Here is a 13,494-nt window from a genome sequence, read left to right as displayed (position 1 = left end):
ATATTATGAGTTTTTCAAGTATGAAGTTGTGCGTATTATGTCAATGATTGACCCTCAACTAGCCCAGAACAGCGTGCTAGAAAAAGCACATAACTGGCGTAAGTGGCTTCTTTTAGCCTTGTTAGTCTATGTGATGTTATTAGCTGTTAGCATGATTGGCAGCGGATTCAAATTTGCTACTGGCGACCACGCGAAATCTCTTTTTAGTTTTGCTTCTAATCCTGTCATGGGATTGATTATTGGTATGGTGTGTACCGCACTTATTCAGTCTTCAAGTACGGTTACCTCTATTATTGTCGGAATGGTAGCGGGTGGTTTACCCATAACTATCGCTATACCCATGATGATGGGTGCCAATATTGGGACCAGTATTACCAACACCCTGGTGAGCCTCGGTCATGTTGCAAAAAAAGAAGAGTTTCAAAGAGCCTTCAATGCGGCCACTATTCATGACTTCTTCAATGTACTGTCGGTACTAATTTTCTTACCTCTTGAAATGGCGTTTGGTATTTTGGAGTTTTTAAGTGCCCAATTGGTTGCGCTTCTTCATACTGGTGAAGCCATCGGTGTGTCTGGTGTTAATCCTATTAAAGCGATGACGCAACCGGTAACAGACTTAGTTACACAAGCATTCTCCTTTTTACCTTCTATTTATCCGGGCGTAGCGAAAATAATTCTTGGCATTGGCCTTATTATGTTTTCAATTACCTACATGGGTAAAATTATGAAATCACTTATGGTGGGCAAGGCAAAGGCGTTATTGCATACCAGCATAGGAAAAGGTCCGCTCTCTGGAATAACGTCGGGTGCTGTGATGACAGTGCTAGTGCAGTCCTCGTCAACTACTACATCGCTTATGGTACCTTTGGTTGGTAGTGGAATTTTAAAAGCTAAGGATATCTATCCGTTCACATTGGGCGCGAATATAGGCACCTGTATCACTGCGCTTATCGCAGCGTTGGGTGTAGTGGGGGTTAATAGTGGATTTGCACTACAAATAGCGCTTGTGCACCTGATTTATAACGTTCTGGGCGTTACGCTTATTTACGGGCTGCCTTTATTGCGCAATATTCCGCTCAATTTGTCTTATCAATTATCAGTGATAGCGGCAGAGCGGAAAATGTACGGTGCAGCTTATATCGGTGGCTTATTTTTTATTATGCCTTTGGGTATTATCTTCACCACTATGTAGCTAACGTAGCGCGCCATTCTATTTTCTGTATGCACAAAAAAACGGCGCTGATGAGCTCAGTGCCGTTTCTCTTTTTTAACTTAGCGCATTTCTTAGAATGCGTATTTTGCTGAAACTTGGAAGCGGTTCATGTCGCCTTCAAGGCCGGCTTCAATCTCACGCTTTGCGAAAGCGTATTCAGCACCAACGGTTAGCGCTTTAGTTGGCGAGTACAAGTAGTTTACACGTGTACTATAAGTGCTTTCAGTGGTGGCTAAACCTGTTAATGATACGTCATTGTCTGCTTCAAACGCCGAGAACATGATGCTACTGCGCGCTTTTTCGCTCCACTTGTGACGATACGCAATGCCGTAACCTGTTGAGTCTATGGCTTCAAGGTCGCCGCTTTCGGTAAGTACTGCACCATTAACTGCGTTTAGCGCAGAGTATCTGCCTAAACCTTTACCCGTGTTGAACGTGAAGCGAATATCGTCGCCATTAGACAAATTGTATTTACCGGTTACCGATACACCAAAGCTGGTTTCGTCCGCATCAATGCCAGCGGCATTATCGTAAGACAACTGTCTTAATAAGCCCGCAACTTTTACATAACCCCAGTCATACTTTGACGTATAGGCAGCTACAAAGTCTGGAACGCTGTTGTCGTCACTCGTAATTCGGCTACCACCGCCAAATGGCGTAATGGTTGATTCTGGGTTTTCAAGCGCAAGCTGAAGGCCGCCGTTGGTATATCTCACCATAACTTGACGACCAAAGGTAATACCGTCAGTCGTACCAATGAAATCAAGAGACTCTGGTAGTGAACCAACGTCCATGAATGTCGTCCAAGTTTGACCTACCAACCAGTTTTTGTAGGTAAGGTATGCATGGCGAACACGAGGCACGTAAGAGTTACTGATACGCTCATCACCGCCGCTCGTTACAATGAAGTCGAGCTCGAAAACACCGTTAATGGTATCGCCTTCAGCAGTTGGAGTAGAAGTAGCAAAGCGGAATCGTGACGTTCTGATATGCGCGTCAAATTGTGGATCTTCGTCAACGCCACCAACAGGTGTTAGTGAAGGAATATAGAAATCGCGACCTACGCTACCTGATGCAATGGTGCCATCTGAGTAGTCACTAACCATAGCGTCGACTTTAATGTAGCCTGTGAATTTCACACTTGTGTCGCCGATTGTTGCTGCTTGTGCTGCACCTGTAGATGCTGCCAGGCACAGCGCTACTGCTGTAGCCGTATTTTTTATTTTAGCTTTCATCGTGTCTGTTCCAAAAAAGTGGTTAAATAAATGTAAATTCAACGTTAGCATTGCTGATTGTGTACTTATTATCTCAAAATTAAATAAGCCAATGGTCGCATAAGACTATAGTCGTAATACTTTTCTAGTAGAACCTTAGTTGTATGCTGCTAAGACCAAAGTCTCATTTTGCTTTGTGGGTGAATGGCTAGAGTGTTTCACCATACAACAAGAATTTTACATCATTGATATTGGAGGCAATCTTTATGACCGCCAGCAAAACTTATCCTGTGCCTGAGAACATTCTTCAGTCTACACATTTAACCGCATCTCAATATGATGAGATGTATAAGCAATCTGTAGAGCAACCTGAAGCGTTCTGGGCTGAGCACGCATCCATGCTTGAGTGGTATCAAAAGCCCACCAAAATTAAAAACACAATGTTTGGTGAAAACGATGTGTCTATTAAGTGGTTTGAAGATGGTGAGTTAAATGCCAGCTATAACTGTATTGACCGCCATCTAGCTGATAATGCCACAAAAGTCGCCTTTCACTGGGAAGGTGACTCACCAGAAGATAGCCAAGATATCACGTATCAACAAGTGCACTATGAAGTTTGTAAATTAGCGAATGCACTTAAAGAAATGGGCGTAGCAAAAGGTGATCGTGTTGCGATTTACATGCCCATGGTACCTGAGGCTGCCTACGCCATGCTAGCGTGTGCCCGAATTGGTGCAGTGCACTCGGTGATTTTCGGTGGATTTTCACCTAACGCTATTGCCGATCGTATCAATGACAGCAACGCCAAAGTCGTGATTACTGCTGATGAAGGCCGTCGTGCTGGAAGAAGTATTCCACTGAAAGCGAATGTGGATAAAGCACTGTCTGGTGATGCGTGTCCGTCTATTACTCATGTTTTAGTTCATAAGCTCACAGGAGGAGAAGTAGACTGGAATGCTAAGCACGATGTGTGGTGGCATGACGCTGTTGATGGCGTGTCAGCGCAGTGTGAACCAGAGGTAATTAACGCGGAAGACCCACTGTTTATCCTTTATACATCAGGCTCTACTGGAACGCCAAAAGGTGTAGTACACACCACGGGCGGGTATCTCTTATATTCTGCGATGACCTTTAAATATGCCTTTGACTACAAAGAAGACGATGTTTATTGGTGTACCGCTGATGTAGGCTGGATCACAGGCCACAGCTACATGGTTTATGGCCCTATGGTGAACGCCGCATCACAAGTGTTCTTTGAGGGTGTACCAACCTATCCAGACGTTAAGCGTATTGCTCAGGTAGTGGAAAAATACAAAGTAAATAGTTTATATACCGCACCAACTGCGATCCGCGCATTAATGGCCCACGGAGATGTTCCAGCTGAAGGGTGTGATGTCTCATCGCTTCGTCTGTTAGGAACAGTAGGTGAACCTATTAATCCTGAAGCATGGGAATGGTACCACCGCGTAATTGGTATGAGCCGTTGTCCTATCATCGATACATGGTGGCAGACAGAAACAGGTGGACACATGATCCTGCCTTTACCTGGCGCTACGGAGTTGAAACCTGGCTCAGCGACTCGTCCATTCTTCGGCATTCAGCCTGCGCTATTTGATGCTGACGGTAATGAGCTTGAAGGGGCAGCAGAAGGTAATCTTGTTATTAAAGACAGCTGGCCGAGCCAAGCTCGAACGGTTTATGGCGATCATCAGCGCTTTATCAACACCTACTTTAGCGCTTACAAAGGTGTGTACTTCACCGGTGATGGTGCTCGTTGCGACGAAGATGGCTTTTACTGGATCACCGGTCGTGTAGATGACGTGTTAAACGTTTCTGGACACCGTTTGGGCACCGCTGAAATCGAAAGCGCACTTGTTGCCCATCCTAAAGTGGCTGAAGCTGCCGTTGTTGGCTTCCCACATGATATCAAAGGGCAGGGTATCTACGTTTACGTAACGCCAAATGAAGGGGTTGAAGCAGATGAAGCCCTTACTAAAGAGCTTAAGGCGTGGGTGCGTCAAGAGCTAAGCCCGATTGCTACACCTGATATGATCCAATGGTCTCGCGGATTACCTAAAACCCGCTCTGGTAAAATAATGCGCCGTATTTTGCGTAAGATTGCCGCCAATGAGCATGAGCAATTAGGTGACACATCTACGTTGGCGGATCCATCGGTTGTTGATACACTGATAGAGGAACGTCTAAATAAGTAGAAACTAAGGATATAGACAATGATAACCCTTCTAATCGCTGATGATCATCCGCTGTATCGCGATGCACTAAGAGGCGCGTTGTCGTTGTCACTTCCAGCCTTAACCCTCAAAGAGGCGGGAGACCTTAACACTACAGTCGATATTCTCAACAACGAGGATATCGACTTATTGCTGCTTGATTTGCACATGCCGGGTAGCAATGATTTGTTTGGCTTGCTGCATATTCGAAAACTCTTTCCCGAACTTCCTGTTGCCGTAGTCTCTGGCACAGAAGACACCACACTTATTTCAAAGATTATTAGCGTGGGCGCGCTAGGATTCATCCCAAAAACTGCCAGTGCGCAAGATATTGCAAACGCCGTAGAAGCAATTCTGGATGGCGATGTATGGCTACCTGATAACTTAAGTGAAGACGTTGATGAGGTGAATGAAGAGTTCTCTGAATTAGCGGACAAAGTTGCCTCGCTAACACCTTCGCAATACAAGGTGCTTTGTTACATGCGAGACGGCTTGCTTAACAAGCAAATTGGCTTTAATTTAGATATCGCAGAGGCCACGGTTAAAGCGCATGTTACTGCTATCTTTAAAAAGTTGGGCATAAACAACCGCACACAAGCGGTACTTATTGCTTCACAACTTGAGTTGGAGCCGCCGGTTCAGTAACGTCGAACTTAAGCACGGCTTCTGAGGTAGCAAATTCCGGTAAGAACTTTTCTAATGCCAAGCGGCTTTGTTCACTGAGCAAAGGATTGTCAATTTCAATAACCGTTCGCCCTTCGGTAAGTGCCATACCTTCTCTAAAGTTATCGTGAGCTAACAGTAGCTCCTGAAACTTACCCGTTTCGAAGAGCCTTAACAGACCTTCAGCTATCCGCCCGGCTAATGCCTGATTGTCGCTTCCTACAAAGAAAAAGATGGGGCTTGGATACGATATTATAAGGTGTTCATCAATAGTTAGGCCGCGAGAAAGGGTTTTGTCTGATAGCTCCTCTTTGATTTCCATTACGCTTCTTGGAAACATATCGGCGAAGCCTTCCGAAACAATGCGAAATGACGCCCGGTAGGTCGTTTCCAACACTGGGATATCGTTTGCGCGAAATATCTTCGTATCGGGCCAGTCGTAGCCCAAAACCGCGCGGTATGCTCGTAACGCGTTTAATGACTTTACTTCTTTAAGTCGCGTATCGCCTTCTCTGACCAGCAGTGCACGCTTACCAAAAAGACCCGCCATAATGGGAATGCGAATGGGCAGGAACTGACGTTCACGCTCTGTCGAGGTAACGCTCCACGTCACGTCTAGCATGTTGTGTTCAAGGCTGCGTAGTTGACGTTCTTGCGCCGTTTCTTGGTCGCTGACAATCAGTTCAAAAGAACCGTATTGAGGTTCAGTAACGCGCAGTGATTCTGTGAGAAGACGTTTAGCGTAGGCGTATACGGCGTCTCGTCCAGGATGAATATTTGGCAAGCGGAGAACGGTGTGAGGTAAGTCAGTACTTACCTCATTTGTGTTTTGCTGCTGAGCATGAGCACTCAATAGTGTAAATACACTCAACAGTAAAGCGGCAACACTTAGGGCTTTTTTCGTAACGTCCATATTTTGTATTTCATGCACTAAACGCATGCCTTACTGCAAGTTGCCGCAGGTATTAACGTTGTTTAACCATTGGCAAACTTGTATTGCTAGTCTTTCCCCGTCAGCAAAAAGTCGTGTTCGGGGTCTACAATAAATTGACCACTCATCGCTTCTCTTCCGAGCAGCATCAAATAGGTCATTTCAGAGCGGTCCGTTAGGGTTAACTGAATATCCCACTGGTACCCGTCCATTATTATAGGCGTAATTATAACATAGCGCTTCTCAAGTGTAGCCGTTGAGCTTTTTACGCGTTTTTGTCCTTCTACACGTGCTTCTCTGCGAACCACGCGTTCAACGTTGTGAATGTCCGGATGAATATCAAATTTAATCCATAATTCACCGTCTTGATCAAACTCTTCAATGTTATCAACGTGAAGTGAAGACGTTGCCGCCCCTGTATCAACGCGTACGTTCAAATCAGAGATGGCGAGTTTGGGTAAATCGCACAGCTCTACCGCACCAACAATTTTTTTATTGTTCATCAGTTTTTCTACCAATTTTATAAAACAGGACCCTGTTCTGGTGGCAATAAATTGTCTTGTAATAATTCTACGTGTTCTGCAACAGTATCAGGCTCTGAAAAGTATGCAATGTGGTATACCGCTTCACCTTCTTGGGTAAGCGGAATATTTTGTTTACCAATTACAACACCTTCTGCAGGGCTTTCAAGGCTGTCTAAATAATTGCCAAACGGATCAGCAATAATGGCCAGTTTGTCACCTTTCTCAACATGGTCACCTAGCTGTGCTAGATGCGTCACAAAGCCACTTTCTGGCGCGCGAACCCATCCACTTTGGCGCGCTATAAAACGCTCGATACTGTGGCCCTTACTGCGGCTTTTATTCAGCATGCCCAAATGACGCATGGTATTAATAATGCCTCTTACGCCGGCACGAATAGAAAACTCGTCATAACGTAACGCTTGGCCTGCTTCGTAAAGCAGAATTTTAACGCCACTTTCACTGGCCGATTCGCGCAAAGAGCCATCGCGTAACTCTGCGTTAAGAAGTACAGGTACGCCAAACGCTTTTGCCATTTCCAGTACTTCTGGGTCGTCTAAGTCAGCGCGAATCTGAGGCAAGTTACTACGGTGTATAGCGCCGGTATGAAGGTCAATGCCGACATCGCACTTACTTACCACTTCTTTGAAAAACAAGTTGGCTAATCTACCGGCAAGCGAACCTTTTTTACTCCCTGGAAAACTGCGGTTCAAATCGCGTCTATCGGGTAAATAACGAGACTGGTTTAGTACGCCGTACACATTAACCATAGGCACCGCGATAAGGGTTCCTCTTAGGCGTTCAATCGCTTTTGAGCGGATAAGTCTGCCTACTATTTCGATGCCATTTAATTCGTCACCGTGAATGGCTGCGCTGACGAACATAATGGGACCTGGTCGCTTTCCTCGTTTAACGTAAACCGGAATGCTCATATTGGTGGCCGTGTACAACGGCGGCATTTCTAACTCAATCTTTTTTGTTTCGCCAGGAGCAATGTTTTCACCCCCAATTCTTAAAACATCATTTACCACTAACGTTTTCCTATATTTACGTTATTGCATAGCAAAGGTTAAAGGGCGCTAGCCCTTTCCACGGGTTTTTGTTTTGTGCGGCTCTGCGCTTTTTTCAATGAACTCGATGATCATGCTGGCGACATCTTTATTGGTCGCTTTCTCAATGCCTTCAAGGCCCGGCGAAGAGTTTACTTCCATAACGACTGGACCGTTGTTCGAACGAAGAATATCTACGCCACAACAATTTAGTCCCATCGTTTTAGCCGCATCTACCGCAGTTTTGCGTTCCGCTGGACTTAGACGAACTAAACTTGCCTGACCGCCACGGTGAAGGTTAGAGCGGAATTCCCCAGGTGCTGCTTGGCGCTTCATCGCTGCTACAACTTTTCCACCTACCACGAAGCAACGAATATCTGCACCGCCCGCTTCTTTAATGAATTCTTGTACTAAAATACTGGCGTTAAGACCCATAAAGGCTTCAATGATCGACTCTGCCGCTTTTTGCGTGTCTGCCAATACCACGCCAATACCTTGCGTGCCTTCAAGCAACTTAATAACCACTGGGGCGCCGCCAACCGTCTTAATAACATCGTCGATTTTGTCAGGGTGGTGTGCGAAGCCTGTTCTCGGCATACCGATGCCTTTACGTGATAAAAGCTGCAACGAACGCAATTTATCTCGAGAGCGGCTAATCGCTACTGACTCGTTAAGGCTGTATGTGCCCATCATTTCAAATTGGCGAACGACCGATGTGCCGTAAAAGCTAACCGATGCGCCAATTCGCGGGATCACTGCATCGTAATAGGGTAGTCGCTTACCGTTATAGCGAACCGACGGTCGCGCACTGGTGATATCCATGTAGCAGTGCATGGTATCGATAACGTCAACCTGATGCCCGCGAGCCTGCCCAGCTTCGACTAAGCGTGAAGTAGAGTAAAGACGAGGATTTCTAGAAAGAATTGCAATGCGCATTATAAAAAAGCCTGTAGTTTGTGTTTTATTTTGTCGTTTTATTGACCAATCTATTACCACGTTAGAACGTGATGATACCAATCCGTATAGATAATTGCCCATTCAGAAGGCGCTGGCAAGTTTCCTAGCGAAGCGTGGGAATGCAGGAATGGCTGTTCCCTTTCAAATTCCCAGAATGAAGCTAGGAAGCTTGCCAGACCTTCCCGAAGGGCGAGTTTAAAATGTCCGTACTCTTTGTTGTGTCACCTTGATGTAGAACCACTATGCCTGCGGTAACACGCCGCGATTACGAACATTTTAACTCTCGCTGAGTGGGTAATTATCTATGCGGACTGGTATTAATTAGACAAGTCATTTTTGCGCGCATACTAATGTAAGTGTTCGGGGGTGTCTTACGAATAATTCTTGTTGTGTCGATTGCTTTTAATGCATGAACTTGACTGTTTTTCACGTTAGCATTAGAGCGCGTTGGCCTTTTTAACGTAAAATCAGAATTTAAGGTCAGTCTGCTTAACAAAAAATGTGAGGATTTGGGTTAATGAATGAGTGGTGGCATGGGTTTTTGGCGTGGTTAACTCAATACCAGTCAAATGTCGTGTGGAGTGGTTTGGTTTTACTAATTTATTTGGCAATGTCTCGCAAGTTGCTGCCAAAATTAGAAACCAATATCGTAAAGTCAAAGTTAAAATCAAATAGTGCTATTAAAGGACTTTTTGCTGCACGGGTTATTGTCGCTACGGTATCGTTAGCCTTGTTGTTGCTAGCATGGGGGATCGATTTTTCTGGGCTCTTAGTGCTTTCCACTTCTATCATCACGGTAACCGGTGTTGCGCTTTTTGCTAGTTGGTCACTCATCAGTAACATCACTGCGTATTTTATTTTGCTCACAAACGTAGCGTATCGCAGAGGTAATTATGTGCGCATTCTCGACGGCGATAACTTCATTGAAGGTGTGATTGCCGATGTAGGGCCGTTTAGCACGCGCTTGCTTACCGCTGAACGTGAAACCCTCATGTATCCTAATAACCTAATTTTAACCCGTCCTGTTTTGCTCAACCCTAAAGAGAAGTGGGGAGCAATGGGGAAAGTGGTGGCGAAATCGAGCGTAGAAACGCCGGTGGTTAAAACTGAAGAAAGTAAACCACACGACGAATTACTCTAGACGTCTTTCCTTACACATATAGCGAAAAACCTGCAGCGAGCTACTAGCTACACGTTTTTCGCCTCCCTGATGTAGCGCGTCATACTTTGAAGTAGTGCGCGCAGTTTCGCTGGTTTTAGCGGTTTAGCTAAGAAGTTTACGCCTTGGGCTTTACACTGTGTAACTAAGCTTTCATCTGGTGTCGCCGTTATGAGCGCTGCTGGCACCACAATGTTAAGTCGATGTCTTATCTCTTCAATCAAAGCCAGCCCATTTTTCTCGCTGTCATGACTGAGCTGATAATCCATGAGTAAGATTTGAGGCTGAATAGTCTCACAGACTTTTAAAGCGTCATCCCAGTTGTTCGCAAGCACCACATTGACTCCCCATTTCTGTAATAGGGTCTGCATGGCATCTAAGTTCTCTCTTTGATCGTCCACGCAAAGCACGTCCATGCCTGTAAATGTTGTACTGCGGGGCTTTGCTGTAACGTTGGATACCTGTTTCGGCTCAGCTTTATCCAAGCTAAACGCAAAACAGCTGCCTTTGCCTATTTTCGAGGTAACACTAATATCGCTGTTCAACTGCAGACTTAAACGTCGAACAACCCCCAAGCCAAGACCTATACCGTGTTCCTTGCTTTCGTTTGCGCGGAAAAAGTCACCAAAAATGCTGTCTTTTTTATCGGTAGATATGCCAATGCCTGTGTCGATAACTTTGAAATAAACGGTGTCTTTGACAGGCTTAATAATGAACAAGACGCGTCCACTTTCCGTGTATTTCACCGCATTTGAAAGCAAGTTTTGGGTTATTCGGTATAAGTACGTTTTGTCAGCTTTTACCCAGCACGGGCGTATAATCGCTTTAAAACCAAGTCCTTTTTCCCGCGCGCGCATCGCCATTTCGTCCACAAGTGGTGACAGCAGGGTCCTTACATCAATAGACTCAATATCGGGTTTCATTTCACCTTGATCCAAGCGTGCAATATCCAGCAAAGTGCCAATCAGTGTTTCGCTAGACGTCACGCTATGGCTAAGCTTTTGAATAATGGCTAGCGCTGACTCAGTCAGTTCTTGTTCTTCAAGGGCGCTCACGTAGAGCTTGGCCGCATTTAGCGGCTGCAAAACATCATGGCTTGCAAGCGCCAAGAAGCGGGTTTTACTGGCATTGGCATCTTCTGCAGCCTTTCGTGCCCTTATCAGTTCTTTCTCGGCATCAGAGCGCCGTTCTATTTCAAGTCGAAGCTCGGCGTTTATGGAGTGTACTTCTTCAGTGCGCTTCTTAATACGAGCCTCAAGGTCAATGTTTGATTCTTCAAGCGCTTGCTGTATTTCCACGTGTCCGGTGATGTCGTTGAAGCTTGTTACGAAGCCTCCGCCAGGTAAAGGATTACCTACCATCTCAATAACCCGTCCATCCATTCGTTGTCGTGTGAAGCGATGGGGCATACCAGAGCGCAAATGAGCCAGCCTTTTTTCTACTTCACCGTCTACGTTATCTGTGCCGAACTCACCTTGTGAAGCGTTATACCGAATAAGCTTTTCTATAGGCGTACCTACTGCCAACAAGTTATCAGGGTAAGGGTAGAGGTTGGCATAGCGTTTATTCCACGCTACCAAATTTAAGTGTTTGTCGACTACGCTAATACCTTGGTCCATGTTTTCAAGTGACGTGAGTAGTGCAGTCATATTAAATTGCATGGCTTGCGTTGTGTCATCGAAGAAGTTGATAACCTCGGTAAAGTCCATCTTCTTACCACGCAATGCGCTGTCTAGCAGTACTTTGGCACTCGATGCGCCAATAACGCCACCCAAGGCGCGTTCGCAAAATGATAAAAACGACTCATTCGGCGTATCGTCGTGCTTTAATTGGCAATTATTGAGTTGCTGATATTGTTCCAACAATTGTTCACAACGACCGGATCCCATAAAGGTCGACAATAGCGTTATAAGATCGGAGACGGTCACGTTAGTTGCCTGCGCTTTAACGGTATTGTTAGTGGAAATGGCAGGAGACACAAAGGCTTCAGCTTGCATTCTGTCGATAAGACGCTGCGGTGCAAAGTGTGAAAAGAGTATGTAAACAAAGCTGTTTGCCGCTAAGCTAATCATAGCGCCTTGGCTAATGAGTTCGTTTTGTTCCATTTGTGAAACTTGCTCGCTCACGATGGGAAGTACAAGCCACAACACCCAAATCACTAGTCCCACCATTAGCCCTGCGTAAACCCCGTGCGCATGCGCGCGCTTCCAGTAAAGTCCGCCAACAATGGCTGGCATAAGCTGGATAACTAACGAGAACGCAATAAGCCCAATTGAATGAAGCGAGCGGCTGCTGGTCATTTGCTGGTGGTACAAAAACGCCATAAGCAAGATAAACGCGATGACGATACGGCGAATAAGCCTGATTTTGCTCGACACGTCCTGTTTGTCATCGGTATTGCCTGTAAATGCAAGAATACGCGGCAGAATCACATCGTTGGTGAGCATAGTACTCAGTGTGAGTGTTGCCACAATGATCATAGCTGTTGCGGCAGAGAGCCCGCCTACAAAAACAATCACTTGAAGAAGAACTGACTCTGAAAATACAGCCAGCGACAGTACGTAAGAGTCGGGCTCGATATTACCGCCAGCAAAAATGGCTTTGCCTGCAATGGCAATAATAGGAATTACCGCTGAAATGATGGTCAGGTAAAGAGGGAATAACCACCTTGCCGTGCGCAGATGGCCTAGGCTTAAGTTATCAATAATGGCAACGTGAAATTGTCTAGGTAAACAAACAATGGCCGCTGCCGCCATGATAGTTTGAGCGATAAAAGTAAACGAACCAAACTGCGCCAAGGCTATTTCATTGGTGAAACTTTCGAAAAATGGACCAGACTGGGTGCGCTTCCACGCACTATAACCAACAATGGCAACCAGCACTAACGCCAGTAATTTAATGGTCGACTCGAAGGCGATAGCCAGCATCAAACCCCGTCGGTATTCGGTGACGTCCGTTTGCCGAGTACCGAAATATATTGCGAATGCCGCGATGAAACCAGTGGCGGCAATAATAATGCCGTTGCTGTTAGGCTGCTGAGTAAGAAGTTGGAAAGTAGCGCCCACTGCTTTTAATTGAAGCGCGATATAAGGAATAGTGGCAAGGAGCGCGATAAGCGTAACTACCAAAGCTACGGTTTGGCGCTTTCCATAGCGCGACGCGATGAAGTCGGAAATGGTAGTGATGTGTTGCTTCTTGCTGACGAGGGTTAACTTGTAAATAAACTTATAACCCAAGACGTAAACGAGAATAGGCCCAAGCATGATTGGCAGGTAAATCCAGGTGTCTCTACTTGCTTGGCCTACCATGCCGAAAAAAGTCCATGCAGTACAATAAATAGCGAGGGCCAGCGAATATATAGCGGGATGTGACGTTAGTGCTCTAGCGGTGGGCGAGTTCTTTTCACCCCAACTCGCCAGTGAAAACAGCAAGAAGAGGTACAGTACTGCAAGTGTTACCCAACCAAAAACCATAACGTTCCTTTTAACTTAGTTTTAACAATGCTGTTGCTATTATAATCATTTCGACCATGGTCTACCTACGACCATGGTCTCAT

Annotated in this window: 10 protein-coding genes; 4 read left to right on the top strand and 6 right to left on the bottom strand. The window is 45.6% G+C overall.

Annotation, left to right across the window (positions count from 1 at the left end; all coding sequences use genetic code 11):
• The first annotated feature begins 37 nt into the window (after positions 1–37).
• Positions 38–1,192, top strand: coding sequence for a Na/Pi symporter (locus KUL49_RS18860; RefSeq protein ID WP_131138274.1), 1,155 nt, complete (start codon positions 38–40; stop codon positions 1,190–1,192).
• Between the two features lie 92 nt (positions 1,193–1,284).
• On the opposite strand, the gene KUL49_RS18855 is transcribed toward KUL49_RS18860, so the two are convergent.
• The gene (locus tag KUL49_RS18855; protein ID WP_014950826.1) at positions 1,285–2,448 is read right to left on the bottom strand and encodes a DcaP family trimeric outer membrane transporter; all 1,164 of its coding nucleotides are present in this window, start codon (positions 2,446–2,448) and stop codon (positions 1,285–1,287) included.
• A gap of 245 nt (positions 2,449–2,693) precedes the next feature.
• On the opposite strand from KUL49_RS18855, the gene acs reads away from it, so the two are divergent.
• Positions 2,694–4,640 (top strand): acetate--CoA ligase, encoded by a 1,947-nt coding sequence (gene acs, locus KUL49_RS18850; protein WP_131138264.1) that lies wholly within the window; start codon positions 2,694–2,696, stop codon positions 4,638–4,640.
• A gap of 18 nt (positions 4,641–4,658) precedes the next feature.
• Positions 4,659–5,303, top strand: a complete 645-nt coding sequence (locus KUL49_RS18845) for a response regulator transcription factor (protein ID WP_014950824.1) — start codon at positions 4,659–4,661, stop codon at positions 5,301–5,303.
• Here the strand turns inward: KUL49_RS18845 and KUL49_RS18840 are convergent.
• From KUL49_RS18840 to rimK, 4 genes are read right to left on the bottom strand one after another with little or no spacing between them, the layout of a single operon-like run.
• Positions 5,263–6,261 carry an amino acid ABC transporter substrate-binding protein gene (locus KUL49_RS18840; RefSeq protein ID WP_242633895.1) on the bottom strand — a complete coding sequence of 333 codons (999 nt, stop codon included), beginning with the start codon at positions 6,259–6,261 and terminating at the stop codon, positions 5,263–5,265. The genes KUL49_RS18845 and KUL49_RS18840 overlap by 41 nt on opposite strands.
• A 59-nt stretch (positions 6,262–6,320) precedes the next feature.
• Complete coding sequence (locus KUL49_RS18835) at positions 6,321–6,755, bottom strand: RimK/LysX family protein (RefSeq protein ID WP_014950822.1); 435 nt, start codon at positions 6,753–6,755, stop codon at positions 6,321–6,323.
• Between the two features lie 17 nt (positions 6,756–6,772).
• Complete coding sequence (locus KUL49_RS18830) at positions 6,773–7,804, bottom strand: succinylglutamate desuccinylase/aspartoacylase family protein (protein ID WP_014950821.1); 1,032 nt, start codon at positions 7,802–7,804, stop codon at positions 6,773–6,775.
• Positions 7,805–7,852: 48 nt separating this feature from the next.
• Complete coding sequence (gene rimK / locus KUL49_RS18825) at positions 7,853–8,758, bottom strand: 30S ribosomal protein S6--L-glutamate ligase (protein WP_014950820.1); 906 nt, start codon at positions 8,756–8,758, stop codon at positions 7,853–7,855.
• Between the two features lie 538 nt (positions 8,759–9,296).
• Here rimK and KUL49_RS18820 point away from each other — a divergent pair.
• Positions 9,297–9,920 (top strand): mechanosensitive ion channel family protein, encoded by a 624-nt coding sequence (locus tag KUL49_RS18820; RefSeq protein WP_131138263.1) that lies wholly within the window; start codon positions 9,297–9,299, stop codon positions 9,918–9,920.
• 47 nt (positions 9,921–9,967) lie between these two features.
• On the opposite strand, the gene KUL49_RS18815 is transcribed toward KUL49_RS18820, so the two are convergent.
• Entirely contained in the window at positions 9,968–13,411 is a 3,444-nt protein-coding gene (locus tag KUL49_RS18815) for a PAS domain-containing hybrid sensor histidine kinase/response regulator (protein ID WP_131138262.1), read from the bottom strand.
• Positions 13,412–13,494 lie beyond the last annotated feature (83 nt).

It is taken from the genome of Alteromonas sp. KUL17, assembly GCF_006538305.1.
GTDB lineage: Bacteria > Pseudomonadota > Gammaproteobacteria > Enterobacterales > Alteromonadaceae > Alteromonas > Alteromonas macleodii.
The sequence above is the reverse complement of the archived record's forward strand: the minus strand, read 5'-3'. Positions and strand labels throughout refer to the sequence as shown.

Excerpts from the sequence above, each read along its gene's own strand:
- KUL49_RS18860 (WP_131138274.1), top strand. The coding sequence starts at position 38 with ATGTCAATGATTGACCCTCAACTAGCCCAGAACAGCGTGCTAGAAAAA.
- KUL49_RS18855 (WP_014950826.1), bottom strand. The coding sequence starts at position 2,448 with ATGAAAGCTAAAATAAAAAATACGGCTACAGCAGTAGCGCTGTGCCTG.
- acs (WP_131138264.1), top strand. The coding sequence starts at position 2,694 with ATGACCGCCAGCAAAACTTATCCTGTGCCTGAGAACATTCTTCAGTCT.
- KUL49_RS18845 (WP_014950824.1), top strand. The coding sequence starts at position 4,659 with ATGATAACCCTTCTAATCGCTGATGATCATCCGCTGTATCGCGATGCA.
- KUL49_RS18840 (WP_242633895.1), bottom strand. The coding sequence starts at position 6,261 with ATGCGTTTAGTGCATGAAATACAAAATATGGACGTTACGAAAAAAGCC.
- KUL49_RS18835 (WP_014950822.1), bottom strand. The coding sequence starts at position 6,755 with ATGAACAATAAAAAAATTGTTGGTGCGGTAGAGCTGTGCGATTTACCC.
- rimK (WP_014950820.1), bottom strand. The coding sequence starts at position 8,758 with ATGCGCATTGCAATTCTTTCTAGAAATCCTCGTCTTTACTCTACTTCA.
- KUL49_RS18820 (WP_131138263.1), top strand. The coding sequence starts at position 9,297 with ATGAATGAGTGGTGGCATGGGTTTTTGGCGTGGTTAACTCAATACCAG.
- KUL49_RS18815 (WP_131138262.1), bottom strand. The coding sequence starts at position 13,411 with ATGGTTTTTGGTTGGGTAACACTTGCAGTACTGTACCTCTTCTTGCTG.